The following is a 17558-nucleotide window of genomic DNA, read 5'->3' on the forward strand; positions in this document are numbered from 1 at the left end:
ATGGTCCTACCCCTGGGTAGGCTGCCGGCATGACTGCCAAGGTGACCCTGTCGCTCGCCGACGAGACGATCGAGCAGGCCCGGTGGTTCGCCCGACGCGAGGGGCTCTCCCTGTCCGCCTGGATGGACCAGGCCGCCCGGGAGAAGACGCTGCGGGCGGTCTTCTCCGCCCACGCCGAGGCGGTCAGCCGGGCCGGTCTCGACTGGGAGGCCGCCGCGCTCGCTGACGCCCATGAGGTGGGGCTGGTTGACGACCTGCTCCGCGGTGGCCGTCCGCGTGCTGCGTAGGGGCGAGCTCTGGCGGATCTCGGGGGCCCGGGAGCGGCTGGGGCTGGTCGTTAGCTCCGACGTCTACAACGCCACCGCCGTGCCGATCGTGATCGTGGCGGAGGTGGTGGAGACGGCGCTGCTGCGGGACTCTCCCCTGGCGGTGTCGATGGGGGAGCGGGTGGTGATGCCGGACCGGCTCTCCTCACCGATGAAGCAGTGGTTCTCCGAGTGTGTGGACGTGGCCGATCACGAGGTCATGCGTCGGGTCGGCCGGGCGCTGCGCATCCTGCAACAGCTCTGAGCCACGGTCGGTCGCCCTGCTTGCCGACGGCGCTCCTCACGGGCCGGCGGGCAGCTCGGTGCGAGCACCGTTGCCTCCCCGAATCCGGCGACGAACGCTGCGGTAACGCCGGCTTCCTAGGTTCCAGCCGGGCCCGCTCGACACCGACCAGCCGGTGCACCCCGGCGGGCCACAACGGCCTGGCCGGAAGGAGCCCCTGATGACGACGACGAGCGTGCCCGCGACGACCACGGCGGAGGAGGTCGACCTGCAACGCGGCCGGGGCCGCTGGGTTGGCCACTGGGCTCCGGAGGACGAACACTTCTGGCGGACCGTCGGTCGGGCCGTCGCCCGGCGCAATCTGATCTATTCGATCTTCGCCGAGCACATCGGGTTCTCCGTCTGGTTGCTCTGGAGCATCGTGGTGGTCCGGTTGGACGATGTCGGCTGGACGCTGACCACCAGCCAGGCGCTCTGGCTGACCGCCGTGCCCAGCGGCGTCGGCGCGCTGCTGCGACTGCCCTACACCTTCGCGGTGCCGGTCTTCGGTGGGCGGAACTGGACCGTGATCTCCGCCCTGCTGCTGATCATCCCGGCTGCCGGGCTGGCCTGGGCGGTGCAGCACCCGGAGATCGGTTTCGTGCCGCTGTTGCTGATCGCCGCCACGGCCGGCTTCGGCGGCGGGAACTTCGCCTCCAGCATGGCGAACATCTCGTTCTTCTATCCGGAGCGGGAGAAGGGGTGGGCGCTTGGGCTGAATGCGGCGGGCGGCAACATCGGGGTCGCCGTCGTGCAGTTTCTGGTGCCGCAGGTGATCGTGCTCGGCGGTGGCCTCGCGCTGGCCCGAGCCGGCCTGATGTACCTCCCGCTCGCGGTGATCGCCGCGGTCTGTGCCTACCTGTTCATGGACAACCTGGTCGAGGCCAAGGCGGACGTGGGGCCGGTGTGGTCTTCGCTGCGGGACCGGAACACCTGGATCATGTCGTTGCTGTACGTCGGCACGTTCGGCTCGTTCATCGGCTACTCGGCGGCCTTCCCGACGCTGCTCAACGGAGTCTTCGGCCGGCCCGACATCGCGCTGTCCTGGGCGTTCCTCGGTGCGGCGGTGGGCTCGCTCTGCCGCCCCTTCGGTGGTCGTCTCGCCGACACCGTCGGTGGTGCCCGGGTCACCGTGGCCAGCTTCGTGTTGATGACCGGCGGTGCCTACCTGGCGTTGTGGTCGGTGCGGGAGCGCTGGCTGGAGCTCTTCTTCCTGGCGTTCATGCTGTTGTTCGTGGCCACCGGGGTTGGCAATGGATCGACGTACCGGATGATTTCTCGGATCTTCCAGGTGCGGGGGGAGGAGCTTGGCGGTTCACCGGAGATCATGCGCGCCATGCGCCGACAGGCGGCCGGGGCGCTCGGGATCATCTCCGCGGTCGGCGCCTTCGGCGGCTTCTTGGTTCCGATCTGCTACGCGTGGGCGAAGTCGGCGTACGGCAGTATCCAGCCCGCGCTGTGGTTCTATGCTGGCTTCTTCCTGGTGCTGACCGTGCTGACCTGGGCCGTGTATCTGCGACCGGGCGCGCGGCTGGCCGCGGCTCGGGTGTGATTTCGGCCATCATCGACCTGCGCCGGGAGTGGGAAGCCAGCCTGTCCCGGCCCAGCCGGGCGGGCCGACCGGACCCCACTTTGCCGGTTGGCCCGGCGTTGGGTATCGTTACCTGCTGTTGTGCGACATCTAGGGGCGTGCCGTCTGAGGTGCGCTTGGTCGTTCGTGCGCGTTGGCTCGGCCTGAAAGTCATGGTCACCCCGGCGCGCAGGCCCCAGACCGACGACGAGACAAGGTAAACCTGTGCGTACGTACAGCCCGAAGCCGGGTGAGATCGAGCGTCAGTGGCACGTTATCGACGCCTCTGATGTCGTGCTGGGCCGCTTGGCCACCCATGCCGCCACGCTGCTGCGCGGCAAGCACAAGCCGACTTTCGCGCCGCACGTCGACACGGGCGACTTCGTCGTCATCGTGAACGCCGGCAAGGTCGCGCTGACCGGCAACAAGCGGCAGCAGAAGATCGCCTACCGGCACTCCGGCTACCCCGGCGGCCTCAAGCAGGTCGGTTACGACGAGCTGCTGACCAAGCGCCCCGAGCGGGCCATCGAGCTGGCCGTCAAGGGCATGCTCCCGCACAACAAGCTGGGCCGGAAGCTCATCAAGAAGCTGAAGGTCTACGCCGGTGCCGAGCACCCGCACGGCGCGCAGCAGCCAGTGCCGTTCGAGATCAAGCAGATCGCGCAGTGAGCGCGGGCGAAGGAAGCAGCATGACCGACATCATCGCCACCGAGGTCGCCCCCGAGGCCGCCGAGGCGCTGGCGCCCGTCGTCCGCGCGCCCCTTGGTGACCGGCCGATCCAGACCGTGGGCCGCCGCAAGGAGGCCATCGTCCGGGTCCGCATCGTCCCGGGCACCGGCAAGATCACCTGCAACGGCCGGGACCTCGAGGCGTACTTCCCGAGCAAGGTGCACCAGCAGCTGATCAAGGACCCGCTGGTCACCACCGAGAAGGCCGAGGAGTTCGACGTCATCGCGAACCTGCGGGGCGGCGGCACCACCGGTCAGGCCGGTGCTCTCCGGCTGGCTATCGCCCGCGCGCTGATCGCCAGTGAGCCGGACGACCGCCCGGCGCTCAAGAAGGCCGGCTTCCTGACCCGGGACGCGCGGGTCAAGGAAAGCAAGAAGTACGGCCTCAAGAAGGCCCGTAAGGCTCCTCAGTACTCGAAGCGCTGACCATCAACTGCTCGTTGTACTTCTGACGGACGGCCGGGCCGCCTCCTGCGAACGGAGGTGGCTCGGCCGTTCCGTTTTTTCACCATCGGTAGTCGCATCGGAGGTTTGGCGGGAATGGGTCGGTTGTTCGGCACGGACGGGGTACGGGGACGGGCGAACGCGGATCTCACGCCCGAGTTGGGGCTCGCGGTAGCGGTCGCCGCCGCGCACACCCTTGCTGAGGCGGATCGGAGCCACCCCCCGTTGGCCGTTGTCGGCCGGGACACCCGGGCCAGCGGCGAGATGCTGGAGGCCGCGGTGGTGGCCGGGCTGACCAGTGCCGGTGCGAACGTCGTACGGGTCGGCGTCCTGCCGACCCCGGCGGTGGCGTTCCTCACCGCGGAGGCCAAGGCCGACATCGGCGTGATGCTCTCTGCCTCGCACAACCCCATGCCGGACAACGGCATCAAGCTCTTCGCCGCGGGTGGGCACAAGCTACCGGACGAGATCGAGATGAAGATCGAGGCGGCGGTCGAGGCGAACGCGACGACCGCCTGGGAGCGTCCGGTCGGGGCGGGTGTCGGCCGGGTCCACGACCTGCTCGACGGCGCCGACCACTACGTCCAGCACCTGGTCGGCACCGTGCCGCACCGGCTGGACGGGATCAAGGTGGTGGTGGACTGCGCCAACGGCGCCGCCGCCGAGGTGGCCCCGGCGGCGTACCGGGAGGCCGGCGCCGAGGTGGTCGCGATCCACGCGGAACCCGACGGCCTCAACATCAACGACGAGTGTGGCTCCAACCACGTGGCGGCGCTCCGGCAGGCCGTCGTCGAGCACGGCGCGCAGCTGGGCATCGCCCATGACGGCGACGCCGACCGTTGCGTGGCGGTCACCGCCGACGGTGACGAGGTGGACGGCGATCAGGTGATGGCGATCCTCGCGCTGGCGATGCGGGAGGCGGGCACGCTCACCGCCGACACCCTGGTGGCGACCGTGATGAGCAACCTCGGCCTGCGGATAGCCATGTCGCGGGAGGGGATCCGGCTGGTCGAGACGAAGGTCGGTGACCGTTACGTGTTGGAGGAGCTGCGCGCCTCCGGCCTGGCGCTCGGTGGCGAGCAGAGCGGGCACATCGTGATGCCCGCCCACGCGACCACCGGTGACGGCGTGCTGACCGGCCTGCACCTGATGTCGCGGATGGCGGGGACCGGGAAGTCCCTGGCCGGGCTGGCAGCCGTGGTTACTCCGCTGCCCCAGGTTCTGATCAACGTGCCGGTCGGCGACCGTACGGTCGGTGCGGCGGCTCCGACCGTACGGGCCGAGGTCGCGCAGGCCGAGGCCGAGCTGGGCGATGCCGGGCGGGTCCTGCTGCGTCCCTCGGGCACCGAGCCACTGGTCCGGGTGATGGTGGAGGCCGGTACCGAGACGACGGCGCGTGCGGTGGCCGAGCGGATCGCCGAGCAGGTCCGCACCGCCAGCCCGGTCAGCTGACCTGCTGCGTCCCCCGCCGGCGACAGATGTCGGCGGGGGACGGTCTGCTGGCTGGTGCCGGCTTGGCGCAGGTCGTCAACGCCCCTCGTGGGAGGGGCCGGACCGGGCGCGCCCTCATTGGGCCAGCTGCCGTAGCCGGGTGACAGCCTCGGTCAACACCTCCGGCCGTTTACAGAAAGCGAACCGGATCAGCTGCCGGCCAGCCTCCGAGTCGTCGTAGAAGACCTGGGTCGGGACCGCGACCACGCCACAGCGCTCCGGCAGGGTGCGACAGAACTCCACCCCGTCCCGGGCGCCGAACGGTGTCACGTCGGCGGTGACGAAGTATGTGCCCTCCGGTGCTCCGACCCCGAATCCGGCGTCGGCGAGGCCGGCGACGAGCTGGTCCCGGCGGGCCTGCATCCCGGCCTGGAACTCGGTGAAGTAGTGCTCGCCCAGCCCCAGGGCCACCGCGACCGCGGGCTGCAACGGCGCGGCGTTGACGAAGGTGAGGAACTGCTTGACCCGCAGCACCGCCGACACCAGCGAGGCCGGGCCACTCGCCCAGCCGACCTTCCAGCCGGTGCAGGAGAAGGTCTTGCCGGCCGAGGAGATCCGCAGCGTCCGCGCCCGCATCCCGGGCAGCGTGGCCAGGGGTACGTGGCCGGCGGCGGCGTCGGTGAAGACGAGGTGTTCGTAGACCTCGTCGGTGACCGCGTACGCGTCGTACTCGCGGCACAGCTCGGCCACCAGGGTCAGTTCGGCGGGGGTGAAGACCTTGCCGGTGGGGTTGTGCGGGGAGTTCAGCAGCACCAGCCGGGTGCGGGGCCCGAACGCGGCGCGCAGCTCGTCCGGGTCCACCGCGTACCGGCCGGCTGCCCCGGGCCGCAACGTCACCGGGCGTCGGCGGGCACCGGCCAGCGCGATCGAGGCGGCGTACGAGTCGTAGTAGGGCTCGAAGCAGACCACCTCGTCGCCGGGCTCGCAGAGGCCCAGGATCGCCGCCGCGATCGCCTCGGTGGCGCCCGCAGTCACCACGATCTCGCCGTCGGGGTCGTACTCGAGGCCCCAGAACCGCTGCTGATGTGCGGCCAGGGCGGCGCGGAGCTGGGGGATGCCGGGCCCGGGCGGGTATTGGTTCTGCCCGCCGCGCAGCGCCTCAGCCGCCGCAGCCAGCATCTCGGGCGGCCCGTCGGTGTCCGGAAAGCCTTGCCCGAGATTGACCGCCCCGGTGCGGCTGGCCAGGGCGGACATCTCGGCGAAGATCGTCGTCCCGAAGGGTCGCATTCGGGCTACCAGGGGATCGACGTGGGTGGTCGTCACGTCTGCCAGCCTACGGACTGTCCGTGTCGGTTCAATCCGCCGCGGGTCGCCGATCGTCGTTCGTGACGCTAGGTAACCACTCGCGCTATTCGCTCAAGGTTGCTGCTTGTTTACCCGTCTTCTGAGCACCACCGGTGAGTGAAACTGGGTTAGGCTGCGACCCATGTGTGGAATCGTGGGTTACGCCGGTGCGCGTCCGGCGCTCGGCATTGTGCTCGATGGGCTGCGACGGCTGGAGTACCGCGGCTACGACTCGGCCGGGGTCGCCGTCATCTGCGCGGATGAGCTGTTGGCGGAGAAGAAGGCCGGCAAGTTGGCCAACCTGGAGAAGGTCCTCGCCGAGCGGTCCGCACGGGATCCGGAGGCCTGCGCCGCGTCCCCGATCGGGATCGGGGACGGGGTCACCGGGATCGGCCACACCCGTTGGGCCACCCATGGTGGCCCCACCGACCGCAACGCCCACCCGCACCTCTCCCCGGACGGGCGGGTCGCGGTGATTCACAACGGCATCATCGAGAACTTCGCGAAGCTGCGCGCCGAGCTGGAGGCCGACGGGGTCCAGTTCGTCAGCGACACCGACACCGAGTGCACCGCGCACCTGCTCGCCGAGGCCCTCGCCGACCTGCGTTCCGCCGGGCATCCGGAGGGGCCGCAGCTGCTCGCCGCCGGCATGCGGGTCGTCTGCCAGCGCCTGGAGGGCGCCTTCACCCTGCTCGCCGTGGATGCCGGCGTCCCGGGCGCGGTGGTCGGTGCGCGGCGCAACTCACCCCTGGTCGTCGGCCGGGGCGACGGCGAGAACTACCTGGCGAGCGACGTCGCGGCGTTCATCGAGCACACCCGCGAAGCGATCGAGCTGGGTCAGGATCAGATCGTCCTGATCACCGCCGACAGCATCGAGATCACCGACTTCGCCGGCCAGCCCGCCACCGGCAAGGACTTCCACATCGACTGGGACTCCTCCGCCGCGGAGAAGGGCGGCTACGACTGGTTCATGCTCAAGGAGATCGCGGAGCAGCCGCAGGCCGTCGCAGACACGCTGCTGGGTCGGCTCACCGAGACCGGCGAGATCATGCTCGACGAGGTCCGCCTCAGCGACCAGGACCTGCGGGACGTGGACAAGATCTTCATCGTCGCCTGCGGCACCTCGTACCATGCCGGAATGGTGGCGAAGTACGCCATCGAGCACTGGACCCGGATCCCCTGCGAGGTGGAGCTGGCCAGCGAGTTCCGCTATCGCGACCCGGTTCTCGACCGGTCCACCCTCATCGTGGTGATCTCGCAGTCCGGCGAGACGATGGACACCCTGATGGCGCTGCGGCACGCCAAGGAGCAGAAGGCGCGCGTCCTGGCGATCTGCAACACCAACGGCTCCACCATTCCCCGGGAGTCCGACGCGGTCCTCTACACCCACGGTGGACCGGAGATCGCGGTCGCCTCCACCAAGGCGTTTCTGACCCAGCTCGTCGCCTGCTATCTGATCGGCCTGCACCTGGCCCAGGTGCGCGGGATCAAGTTCGCCGACGAGGTCGCCGCGGTGGTGTCGCAGCTCCAGGAGGTGCCGGGCAAGCTGCGCGAGCTGCTGGGGCGGATCGAGCCGGTGCGGGAGCTGGCCCGCGAACTGAAGTCCGAGCCGACCGTGCTCTTCATCGGCCGACACGTCGGATACCCGGTGGCCCTGGAGGGTGCGCTGAAGCTCAAGGAACTGGCGTACATGCACGCCGAGGGCTTCGCCGCGGGGGAGCTGAAGCACGGCCCGATCTCCCTCATCGACGAGGGCACCCCGGTGATCTGCATCGTGCCGTCGCCGATCGGCCGCGGCATGCTGCACGACAAGATCGTCTCCAACATTCAGGAGGTGCGGGCCAGGGGCGCCCGGACTATCGTGATCGCGGAGGAGGGGGACGAGTCTGTCGTCCGGTACGCCGACCACCTGATCTACGTACCGCGCACGCCGACCCTGCTCGCGCCGCTGGTGACCACCGTGTCGTTGCAGGTCTTCGCCGCGGAGATCGCCGCCGCTCGGGGCCACGACGTTGACCAGCCCCGCAACCTGGCGAAGTCCGTTACGGTCGAGTGAGTACCGAGGGTCGCCGGAAGTGCCGTGGGCGCGCCGGCCGACGTGCCCACGTTTGGCGGCCCGGCGGGGTGTCCCGAGTGGAGGCAACGGCAGCACGCGCGGGGCACCGCGCCGGTAGGGTGGGCGCATGATCGTCGGGGTCGGCATCGACGTGGTCCTGGTGGAGCGGTTCGCCCGGGCACTGACCCGGACGCCGCTGCTCGCCGACCGGCTCTTCACCGAAGCCGAGCGGTACACCCGTTCTGGTAACCCCCGTTCGCCCGAGTCGCTCGCCGCCCGCTTCGCGGCGAAGGAGGCGGTGGCCAAGGCGCTCGGTGCGCCGAGCGGGCTGAGCTGGCACGACTGCGAGATCGTGCCGGATCCGGACGGCCGGCCGTGGTTGACCGTCTCCGGCACGGTCGCCGCCGCGGCGGTCGAGCGGGGGGCCAACCGGTGGCACCTGTCGCTGTCGCACGACGGGGGGATCGCGTCGGCCATGGTGGTCGCGGAACGCTGATCGGTGGCGTGCCCCGACCGAGTCGCGGGCACGGGGACGGAGTGGGATGAGACCGGTGTGGCGGGTGGCGGACGTGCGCGCCGCCGAGGCGGGCTTGATGGCGACCCTCCCACCCGGGACGCTGATGCAGCGGGCCGCTGCGGGGCTCGCCCGACGCTGTGCGCTTCTTCTCGCCGACCGGGGTGGCGTCTACGGTGCCCCGGTGCTGCTGCTGGTCGGCTCGGGCGACAACGGCGGCGACGCACTCTTCGCCGGCGCCCGGCTGGCCCGGCGCGGGGCGGCGGTGTCGGCGCTGTTACTGGCTCCGGACCGGGCGCACGCCGAGGCGTTGGCGGCGCTGCGGGCCGCCGGCGGCCGGCTGGTTGACCGCCCACCGGGCCGGGTGGACCTGGTGCTCGACGGCATCGTCGGGATTGGTGGCAGCGGTGGGCTCCGGGCACCGGCAGCGCAGCTCGCGGCGGGCCTGGCGCGGTGTCGCGGGCGAGCCGGTGAGCGGGCGACAGTGGTCGCGGTGGACGTGCCAAGTGGGGTGTCGGTCGATACCGGGCGGGTGCCGCTGACCGCGGCTGGTCAACCGGCCGCGATCCACGCCGATGTCACGGTGACCTTCGGTGCCCTGAAGCCCGCGCTGGTAGTGGGAGCGGCGGCGCCGTTGGCCGGCCAGGTTGAGTTGGTCCACATCGGGCTCGAGCCCTGGCTGCGTGGCACTGCCGCGCTGCAGGTGACCGAGCGGGCGGATGTGACCCACTGGTGGCCCCGGCCCGGACCGGCGGCGGAGAAGTACAGCCGGGGCGTGGTCGGTGTCGCCACCGGCTCGGCCGTCTACCCCGGAGCCGCGGTGCTCTCCGTCGCCGGTGCGTTGGTCGGTCCGACCGGCCTGGTTCGCTACGCCGGCAGCGCCCGGGCGGAGGTGTTGCGCGAACACCCTTCGGTGATCGCTACCGACCGGGTCGCCGACGCCGGTCGGGTGCAGGCGTGGGTGTGCGGCTCCGGGCTGGGTACCGGTGCCGAGGCGGCTGGCGAACTGCGGGCGGTACTCGCGGCACCGGTGCCGGCGGTGCTCGACGCGGATGCGCTGACCCTGCTCGGTGACGGCTCCCTCGCCGACCAGCTCCGGCGGCGGGATGCGCCGGTTGTGGTCACCCCGCATGATCGGGAGTTCGCCCGGCTCTGTGGCGAGACTCCCGGCGACGACCGGGTCGCTGCCGCGCTACGCCTGGCTGCCTGGATGAACGCCGTGGTGCTACTCAAGGGCGACCGGACGGTGATCGGTACGCCAGACGGCCGGGTCTATGTCAACCAGACCGGGACCGCGGCCCTGGCCACCGGCGGTACGGGCGATGTGCTGGCCGGGCTGCTCGGCTCGTTGCTCGCCGCGGGTCTCGGCCCGGAGCGGGCCGCCGCCGCGGCGGCCTACCTGCACGGGCTCGCCGGTCGGGAGGCAGCGCAGGGCGGCCCGGTGACCTCGCCCGACGTCGCCGCCGCCCTGCGTCCGGTGCTGGCCGGGCTTGGGTGGATCGGTGGATCGACCTTGCCTGGGCCCAACTCCTGATCAACTCAGTAGGCTGGGGGCATGTGGCAGGCCGAGGTACGCGTCGACCTTGACGCGATCCGTGAGAACGTGAGTTGGTTGCGCTCCGGTAGCGCCGCCGAGTTGATGGCGGTGGTCAAGGCGGACGGGTACGGCCATGGCATGGTCCCGGCCGCCCACGCCGCGCTGGATGGTGGTGCCGACTGGCTCGGTGTCTGCACCCTCGACGAGGCGCTCACCCTGCGCCGGGCAGGGATCAGCGTGCCGATCCTGGCCTGGCTGCTCGCGCCGGGCCTGCCGTTACACGAAGGCGTGCTGGCCGGCGTTGACCTCGGTGTGGCCAGCGTGGCGCAGCTCGACGAGATGGTCGAGGCGGGCCGGGTGGCCGGGCGTCCAGCCCGACTGCACCTCAAGCTCGACACTGGATTGTCCCGGGGCGGCGCGACTGTCTCGCAGTGGCCGGAGCTGCTCGATGCCGCGGCGAAGGCGCAGGCTGACGGCGCGGTCGAGGTGGTGGGGGTGTGGAGCCACTTCGTGTACGCCGACGCGCCGGGACATCCGACCACCGACCGGCAGCTCGCCGTCTTCCACGAGGGGCTGAGCATGGTGGAGAAGGCGGGGCTGCGCCCGCGCTACCGCCACCTGGCCAACTCGGCGGCCACGCTGACGCGGCCGGATGCCCACTTCGACCTGGTCCGTCCCGGGCTGGCCATCTACGGGCTCTCGCCGGTGGCCGGGGAGCGCTTCGGCCTGCGACCGGCTATGACCGCCCGGGCCCGGGTGATGCTCACCAAGCAGGTCCCGGCGGGGGCCGGGGTCTCCTACGGCCACACGTACACCACCGAGCGGGCGAGCAATCTCGCCGTGATTCCACTCGGGTACGCCGACGGGGTTCCCCGGGACGCCTCCAACAGCGGCCCGGTTCAGCTCGGCGGCGTCCGGCGGACCATCTCCGGCCGGGTCTGCATGGACCAGTTCGTGCTCGACTGTGGCGATGACTCGGTCGCGCCGGGGGACGTGGCCACCCTCTTCGGTGCCGGACGGGACGGGGAGCCCACCGCCGACGACTGGGCCGAGGCGGTCGGCACGATCAACTACGAGATCGTCACCCGATTCGGCAGCACCCGGGTGCCCCGCTGCTACGACGGCGAGCGTCCGTGACGTCCCGGTTCCGGGTTCCGCTGCCCCGAACCAGCCACCCCCGGGCCGCGATCGGCGCGTTGGCCGCCGTCGGTGTCGCGGCCGCCGGTCTCGTCGCCGGCGTCGCGACCGAACGCGCGCTGGTCCGTCGGCTAAAGGCCGACCCCACCGACCGCTACGCCAGCGAGGAATTCGGTGCGCAGCGGTTCGACGAGGCGTTGCAGGTGGAGATGCCGGACGGCACCGACATCCACGTGGAGGTGGTCGAGCCGGCCCGGCCGGTCAGCGGGAACCCCACCATCGTGCTGGTGCACGGGTTCTGCCTGGACCAGGGGACCTTCCACTTCCAGCGCAAGCTGCTCACCGCCTGGGGCGAGCACCGGATCGTGGCGTACGACCAGCCGGGGCACGGACGCTCCGGCCAGCTGGAAACCGGCGAGTACGACCTGACCGCGCTCGGTCGGACGCTGCGCGCGGTGATCGACCGGACCGCGCCGGAGGGCCCGCTGGTGCTGGTCGGCCACTCGATGGGTGGCATGACCATCATGGCGTTCGCGGAACTCTTCCCGGAGCTGTTCGGGGACCGGGTGGTGGGTACCGTGCTGCTGGCCACCTCGGGTGGGCTGCTCGCCGAGACCAAGCTGGTCGCCCCGGCGCTGCTGGGGCGGGTCGGTCCGCCGGTGCTGCACATGATGAGCAACGCCGCCCGCTACGGGCGCCCGGTGATCGACCGGGCGCGTCGATCCACCTCCAACGTGTCCTGGCTGCTCACCCGCCGGTATGGCTTCGGCACCGGTCAGCCCAGCCCGGCTCTGGTCTCCTACGTCGAGGAGATGAATTCCCGGACCTCCGCCGACACCGTCACCCGCTACCTGCGAACGCTCGCCACCCACTCCCGGTTTCCGGCGTTGGCCGCGCTCGCCAGTGCGCCGGTGCTGGTGCTGGTCGGCGAGAAAGACATGATCACGCCGGTGGCGCACTCGGAGGAGATCGTCCGGCGGCTGCCGCACGCCGAGTTCGTCAAGATTCCCGACAGCGGGCATGTGGTGATGTTGGAGCACGCCGACGAGGTGAACGCGGCGTTGACCCGGTTCCTGGAGGAGCTGTGAATCCCGGAAGGCCGATCCGATTCACCCTGCCGACCGTGGCGGACACGCACGCCTTCGGCCGCCGGTTGGCCGGCCTCCTCCGAGCGGGGGACCTGCTGCTGCTGACGGGCCCCCTCGGTGCCGGCAAGACGGCCCTCACCCAGGGCATCGGCGCCGGTCTGGGGGTGGCCGGGGCGGTCACCTCTCCCACCTTCGTGATCGCGCGGGTACACCAGCCCGATCCGATTCGGGGCGGCTCGGTGCCCCTCGTGCACGCCGACGCGTATCGCCTGGGCGATGCGAGCGACCCCCGCGCGGAGATTGACGACCTGGACCTGGACGCGTCGGTGGACGAGGCGGTGACCGTGGTCGAGTGGGGCGAAGGGCTTGCCGAGCACCTCGTCGCGGCGCACCTGTGGGTCCGGATCGACCGTCGGGACGACGACACCCGGTCGGTCGACCTGGAACCGGTCGGTGGCGACTGGTCTGCCCGGTTGACCGGCACCCCCGGATTCATCGACAGCTGACAGAATCGACCGGTCCCCCTGCGGGAGGTGGTCGTCATGGTTGGGGTCGCGGTGGCGACCTGGAGTAGCCTCGCTCGGTGGGGCGAGGATGCGGCCGGCGCTGTCACAACCGGCGACTAGAGTGCGCGGGACACCCCGACCGGAAAGGCCGCTGATGCCCGACGACGCACCCACCCTGGACCTGCTGGCCCTGCTGCCACCGGGGTGGCGGTCCGCGCTCGCTTCGCAACTCGACCCGGCGCGTACGGCGGCACTCGCCGGTTTCGTCGCCCAGGAGTACGCCACCCAGACCGTCTTCCCGCCCATGGCCGACCTCTTCTCGGCCTACCAGCTCTGCCCGCCGACGGAGACCCGGGCGGTGATCCTCGGCCAGGATCCCTATCACCGGGCCGGGCAGGCGCACGGGCTGAGCTTCAGCGTCCGCCCGGGGGTGGCGACGCCGCCCTCACTGCGCAACGTCTTCAAGGAGCTCGGCGCCGACCTGGGCGTGCCGAGGCCGGCCGGTGGAAATCTGGGCGGCTGGGCCGCGCAGGGTGTGCTGCTGCTCAACTCGGTGCTGACGGTCCGCGAGGCCAGCCCCGGCTCCCACGCCAAGCGCGGCTGGGAGGAGTTCACCGACGCGACGATTCGGGCGCTGAACGCGGTGGAGCACCGGGTGGTCTTCCTGCTCTGGGGCGGGTATGCCCGGAAGAAGGCGGCTTTGGTGACAAACCCGAGCCACGTGGTGCTGGAGGCGGGACATCCCAGCCCGATGAACCCGCGGGGGTTCCTGGGCAGTCGCCCGTTCAGCGCGGCCAACAAGGCGCTCGCCGACGCCGGTCTGCCGACGATCGATTGGGAACGCGCCGCCGGCTGAGCGCTCTGCCGGGGCGGGGCCAGGTCCGGCAGCCGGGCGGCTAGGCTGGTTCACCGTGCTCGTACTGGTGGTGGACAGCTCGACCCCCGCGGTGATCGCCGCGCTGGTGGAGGTCACGGCGGCCGGCGTCGAGGTGCGGGCGCAGCGCTGCGCCGTTGACGCCCGAGCCCACGGCGAGCTGCTCGCCCCACAGGTTGACGCGGTGCTGGCCGACCTCGGTGTGCGCCCCTCCGCTCTCGGAGCGATCGTCGCCGGCCTCGGACCGGGCCCGTTCACCGGGCTGCGGGTGGGGCTGGTCACCGCTGCCACGATGGGGCAGGCGCTCGGCGTGCCGACCTACGGGGTCTGTTCGCTGGACGCCGTCGGCTTCCCGGCCGCCGCTGGTGAGCCGGTCCTGGCGGCGACCGATGCGCGTCGCCGGGAGATCTACTGGGCGGTGTACGACGGGGCCGGCCAACGGATCGTTGGCCCCGAGGTCTCCGCTCCGGCGATCGCCGCCGCGCGCGCCCGTGACCTGGCGGTTGTCGCTGCGATCGGCGACGGCGCGCACCGGTACGCGGCGACGCTGGAGTTGCCGGTCGCCGACGAGCCCCGCTACCCGATGCCGGTGGCCCTGGCGCAGCTCGCGGCCGAGCGGATCGCCGCCGGTGCCCCCGGTGAGCCGCTCACCCCGCTCTACCTGCGACGCCCGGACGCGGTCGCGGCGGCAGGCCGCAAGCCGGTCCTGCCGTGAGCAGGGGAGCGAACCGCCGCGGCGAACCGGGTGGCGCCGGGAGCGGCCTCCAGCTGGAGCGGTTCCGCTGGTGGCACATTGCCGAGGTGCTGCCGATCGAGGCGGAGCTCTTCGGCGTCGAGCAGTGGTCGGCCGCCATGTTCTGGAACGAGCTCGCCAACGGGCACCACTACCTGGTGGCGACCGAGGGGGAAGTCCTGCTCGGCTACGCGGGGCTCACCGCTGTCGCTGGCGAGGAGGCGTGGGTGCAGAACATCGCCGTCCGCCGGTCGGCGCAGCGGCGGGGGGTCGGGCGGCTGCTGCTGGGCGCGTTGTTGGCCGAGGCGGCGCGGCTGCGGGTCCGCGGCACCCTGCTGGAGGTGGCCGCGGACAATGCCCCGGCGCAGAAGCTTTACGCGGCGCATGGCTTCGAGGCGATCGGGGTGCGGCGCGGGTACTACCAGCCGAGCAACACCGACGCGTTGGTCATGCGCCGGGACGAGGAGTTGACCGATGGCTGACGAACCCCTGGTCCTGGGGATCGAGACGTCCTGCGACGAGACCGGGGTCGGTGTTGTCCGGGGGCACACGCTGCTCGCCGACGCGCTGGCCAGCAGCGTCGAGCAACATGCCCGGTTCGGCGGGGTGGTGCCGGAGGTGGCCAGCCGGGCCCACCTGGAGGCGATCGTCCCGACCATGGACCGGGCGTTGACGGAGGCGGGGGTGACGCTCGCCGACGTGGATGCGATCGCGGTAACCTCCGGTCCCGGTCTGGCTGGGGCGCTGCTGGTCGGGGTCGCCGCGGCCAAGGGCTACGCGGTCGCCGCCGACAAGCCAGTGTACGGCGTAAACCATTTGGCGGCCCACGTCGCGGTGGACACCCTGGAACACGGGCCGCTGCCCGAGCCGGCGATTGCCCTGCTGGTGTCGGGCGGGCACTCGTCGCTGCTGCTGGTTGACGACCTGGCCCACGGTGTCACCCCGCTCGGTGCCACGATCGACGACGCGGCCGGCGAGGCGTTCGACAAGGTCGCCCGCCTCCTCGGGCTGGCCTTCCCAGGTGGCCCGTACATTGACCGAGAGGCCCGCGTCGGCGACCCGGCGGCCATCGCGTTTCCCCGGGGACTGACCGAGGCCAAGGACCTGGCGGCGCACCGTTACGACTTCTCCTTCTCCGGCTTGAAGACCGCGGTGGCGCGTTGGGTGGAGCGTCGGCAGCGGGCCGGCGAGCCGATCCCGGTTGCCGATGTCGCGGCCTCCTTCCAGGAGGCGGTTTGCGACGTGCTGATCGGGAAGGCGCTGGATGCCTGCCGGTCGAGCGGGGTGCAGACCCTGGTGATTGGGGGCGGAGTGGCGGCCAACTCACGGCTGCGGGCGATGGCCGAGCAACGCGCGGCGAAGTACGACATCCGGGTGCGAACGCCCCGCCCGAAGTTGTGTACGGACAACGGCGCGATGGTCGCCGCGCTCGGCTCACACCTGGTCGCCGCCGGTGTCGCGCCGAGCCGCCTGGACCTGCCCGCCGATTCGGCGATGCCACTGACGACAGTCAGTGTTACCGGGGAGGAGTAGACATGATCGTGCGGATGTGGGAGGTACGGGCCGAGCCGTACGGGATGGCCGACCTGATCACCTGGGTGTGCGAGACCGCCCTGCCGGAGTTTGAACACGACCCGTTGCACGTCTCGAGCGAGGTCTTCTCCTCCACCGACCACCGGGTCGTGGTGATCTCGAAGTGGCGGGGCAACCCCCGTCCCCTGCCCGACCCGCCGGTGACCCTGCTCGCGCGTCCCCCGTACTCCTGGGACTTTACGCCGGTCGATCGCTGACCCGGCGTCGATCAGTTCACCCCAGGACGGGGCTCAGCTGACGTCGAGCGGGTCGGCGAGGAGCCGTTCGAAGGCGAGCTCGGCCGCGCCGATCAGGGCGGCGTCGTCGCCGAGCTTGGGTGTGCGCAGCCGGACGTGTTCCACACAGGCGGGCAGTGCGCTGGCGTTGAGCCGGCTACGCACCTGGGCGGCGGCGGCCAGGTAGAGGTCCCGCATGGCACCGCCGAAGATGACCAACTCCGGGTTGAAGATGTTGACCAGGTTGGCCACGCCGAAGCCGAGCCAGTCTCCGGCGGTGCGGACCGCGGTCTGGGCGCGGGCGTCGCCCCGGTCGGCGGCGTCGAAGACGGCCAGCACCGCGTCTCGGCCCTGGGTGTCGGAGCGGCCGGCGGCCTGCAGCAGACCGTGTTCGCCGATCTCGGTCTCCCAGCAGCCGCGCGACCCACACTCGCAGCGGGTGCCGTCTCGTCGGACCACCATGTGCCCGACTTCGCCGCCGTAGCCGCCGTGTCCGGTCAGCCGACGCCCGCCGGTGATGATGCCGGCGCCGACGCCGACATCGCCGTACAGGTAGATCAGGTTGTCGCAGCCGGTGGCGGCGCCGCGGGTGTGTTCGGCGAAGGCCGCCACGTCGGCGACGTTGCCGACGACGACTGGAACGTCCGGCCCCAGCTCCGCACCGATCGCCGCACCGATCGGCTCGTCCACCCAGCCCATCGTGGGGCCGAGCCGGACCAGTCCGTCGGCTCGACGGACCAGACCGCAGACGGCGACGCCCGCGCCGACGCAGATCGCGTCGGCGGGGACGGACTGTTGCATCTCCCGCGCCGCCCGGGCCAGCAACGGCGCGGCTTCGGCGGCGGTGATGCCGCGCGGACGCGCCAGTTCCCGACGGTCGAGCACCCCGCCGCCGAGACCGACCCGCGCGGCTCGCAGCCGGTCCACCTCGATGCTGTACGCGTAGGCGTGCACCCGGGCCGACTCGGGCCGGACGACCAGCGACGGTCGCCCGGCCCGGCCGGTTTCCTTCGGCGCCCCCTCGCTCACCAGGCCGGCCGCGGCGAGGTCGGTGGTGAGTGCGCCGATGGTGCTGCGGTTCAGCCCCAGCGTGGTGGTCAGCTCGGCCCGGGACGTTGCCCCGTGCATGTGGACGTACCGCAGTAACGCTCCGAGGTTCTGCCGACGGATCTCGTCCTGGCTCGGTCCTGCGCGCATCGC

19 protein-coding genes are annotated in these 17558 nt (G+C 71.5%); 17 read left to right on the top strand and 2 right to left on the bottom strand.

The window, feature by feature from the left end; translation table 11 throughout:
* The first annotated feature begins 29 nt into the window (after nucleotides 1-29).
* The 6 genes from K228_RS0100475 (at nucleotide 30) to glmM (ending at nucleotide 4782) form a co-directional block, all read left to right on the top strand.
* Nucleotides 30-287 carry a DUF6364 family protein gene (locus K228_RS0100475; RefSeq protein ID WP_025616634.1) on the top strand — a complete coding sequence of 86 codons (258 nt, stop codon included), beginning with the start codon at nucleotides 30-32 and terminating at the stop codon, nucleotides 285-287.
* Nucleotides 265-570 carry a type II toxin-antitoxin system PemK/MazF family toxin gene (locus K228_RS0100480; protein WP_025616635.1) on the top strand — a complete coding sequence of 102 codons (306 nt, stop codon included), beginning with the start codon at nucleotides 265-267 and terminating at the stop codon, nucleotides 568-570. Before K228_RS0100475 ends, K228_RS0100480 begins: the two co-directional genes overlap by 23 nt.
* Before the next feature lie 199 nt (nucleotides 571-769).
* Complete coding sequence (locus tag K228_RS0100485) at nucleotides 770-2140, top strand: NarK family nitrate/nitrite MFS transporter (RefSeq protein ID WP_025616636.1); 1371 nt, start codon at nucleotides 770-772, stop codon at nucleotides 2138-2140.
* Between the two features lie 243 nt (nucleotides 2141-2383).
* The gene (rplM, locus tag K228_RS0100490) at nucleotides 2384-2827 is read left to right on the top strand and encodes a 50S ribosomal protein L13 (protein ID WP_018720634.1); all 444 of its coding nucleotides are present in this window, start codon (nucleotides 2384-2386) and stop codon (nucleotides 2825-2827) included.
* Between the two features lie 20 nt (nucleotides 2828-2847).
* Nucleotides 2848-3312: a 30S ribosomal protein S9 gene (gene rpsI, locus K228_RS0100495; RefSeq protein WP_018222625.1), complete on the top strand. Its 465-nt coding sequence runs from the start codon at nucleotides 2848-2850 to the stop codon at nucleotides 3310-3312.
* A gap of 114 nt (nucleotides 3313-3426) precedes the next feature.
* The gene (gene glmM, locus K228_RS0100500; RefSeq protein WP_025616637.1) at nucleotides 3427-4782 is read left to right on the top strand and encodes a phosphoglucosamine mutase; all 1356 of its coding nucleotides are present in this window, start codon (nucleotides 3427-3429) and stop codon (nucleotides 4780-4782) included.
* 114 nt (nucleotides 4783-4896) lie between these two features.
* Here glmM and K228_RS0100505 read toward each other — a convergent pair whose 3' ends face one another.
* Nucleotides 4897-6084 (bottom strand): pyridoxal phosphate-dependent aminotransferase, encoded by a 1188-nt coding sequence (locus tag K228_RS0100505; protein ID WP_025616638.1) that lies wholly within the window; start codon nucleotides 6082-6084, stop codon nucleotides 4897-4899.
* Nucleotides 6085-6247: 163 nt separating this feature from the next.
* Here K228_RS0100505 and glmS point away from each other — a divergent pair, with 163 nt between their 5' ends.
* The 11 genes from glmS to K228_RS0100565 all read left to right on the top strand — a co-directional run bounded on the left by glmS (nucleotide 6248) and on the right by K228_RS0100565 (nucleotide 16340).
* The gene (glmS, locus tag K228_RS0100510) at nucleotides 6248-8161 is read left to right on the top strand and encodes a glutamine--fructose-6-phosphate transaminase (isomerizing) (protein WP_025616639.1); all 1914 of its coding nucleotides are present in this window, start codon (nucleotides 6248-6250) and stop codon (nucleotides 8159-8161) included.
* Nucleotides 8162-8288: 127 nt separating this feature from the next.
* The gene (locus K228_RS0100515; RefSeq protein WP_018252420.1) at nucleotides 8289-8657 is read left to right on the top strand and encodes a holo-ACP synthase; all 369 of its coding nucleotides are present in this window, start codon (nucleotides 8289-8291) and stop codon (nucleotides 8655-8657) included.
* A 46-nt stretch (nucleotides 8658-8703) separates the two neighbouring features.
* Nucleotides 8704-10209 (top strand): NAD(P)H-hydrate dehydratase, encoded by a 1506-nt coding sequence (locus K228_RS0100520; RefSeq protein ID WP_025616640.1) that lies wholly within the window; start codon nucleotides 8704-8706, stop codon nucleotides 10207-10209.
* A 21-nt stretch (nucleotides 10210-10230) separates the two neighbouring features.
* Entirely contained in the window at nucleotides 10231-11349 is a 1119-nt protein-coding gene (gene alr, locus K228_RS0100525) for an alanine racemase (protein WP_025616641.1), read from the top strand.
* On the top strand, nucleotides 11346-12437 hold the full coding sequence (locus K228_RS0100530) for an alpha/beta fold hydrolase (RefSeq protein WP_025616642.1): 1092 nt from the start codon (nucleotides 11346-11348) through the stop codon (nucleotides 12435-12437). Before alr ends, K228_RS0100530 begins: the two co-directional genes overlap by 4 nt.
* Entirely contained in the window at nucleotides 12434-12943 is a 510-nt protein-coding gene (tsaE, locus tag K228_RS0100535; protein WP_025616643.1) for a tRNA (adenosine(37)-N6)-threonylcarbamoyltransferase complex ATPase subunit type 1 TsaE, read from the top strand. The genes K228_RS0100530 and tsaE overlap by 4 nt, the downstream gene beginning before the upstream one ends.
* A 154-nt stretch (nucleotides 12944-13097) precedes the next feature.
* Entirely contained in the window at nucleotides 13098-13799 is a 702-nt protein-coding gene (gene ung / locus K228_RS0100545; protein ID WP_025616644.1) for a uracil-DNA glycosylase, read from the top strand.
* Nucleotides 13800-13854: 55 nt separating this feature from the next.
* On the top strand, nucleotides 13855-14532 hold the full coding sequence (tsaB, locus tag K228_RS0100550) for a tRNA (adenosine(37)-N6)-threonylcarbamoyltransferase complex dimerization subunit type 1 TsaB (protein ID WP_025616645.1): 678 nt from the start codon (nucleotides 13855-13857) through the stop codon (nucleotides 14530-14532).
* On the top strand, nucleotides 14529-15032 hold the full coding sequence (gene rimI, locus K228_RS0100555; RefSeq protein WP_025616646.1) for a ribosomal protein S18-alanine N-acetyltransferase: 504 nt from the start codon (nucleotides 14529-14531) through the stop codon (nucleotides 15030-15032). The genes tsaB and rimI overlap by 4 nt, the downstream gene beginning before the upstream one ends.
* Nucleotides 15025-16083, top strand: coding sequence for a tRNA (adenosine(37)-N6)-threonylcarbamoyltransferase complex transferase subunit TsaD (tsaD, locus tag K228_RS0100560; protein ID WP_025616647.1), 1059 nt, complete (start codon nucleotides 15025-15027; stop codon nucleotides 16081-16083). Before rimI ends, tsaD begins: the two co-directional genes overlap by 8 nt.
* 2 nt (nucleotides 16084-16085) lie before the next feature.
* A complete protein-coding gene (locus K228_RS0100565; protein WP_025616648.1) occupies nucleotides 16086-16340 on the top strand; it encodes a hypothetical protein in 255 nt (84 codons plus the stop codon).
* Nucleotides 16341-16373: 33 nt separating this feature from the next.
* On the opposite strand, the gene K228_RS0100570 is transcribed toward K228_RS0100565, so the two are convergent.
* Nucleotides 16374-17555 (bottom strand): ROK family transcriptional regulator, encoded by a 1182-nt coding sequence (locus K228_RS0100570; RefSeq protein ID WP_025616649.1) that lies wholly within the window; start codon nucleotides 17553-17555, stop codon nucleotides 16374-16376.
* Nucleotides 17556-17558 lie beyond the last annotated feature (3 nt).

It is taken from the genome of Salinispora cortesiana, from assembly GCF_000484695.1.
Taxonomy (GTDB): domain Bacteria; phylum Actinomycetota; class Actinomycetes; order Mycobacteriales; family Micromonosporaceae; genus Micromonospora; species Micromonospora cortesiana.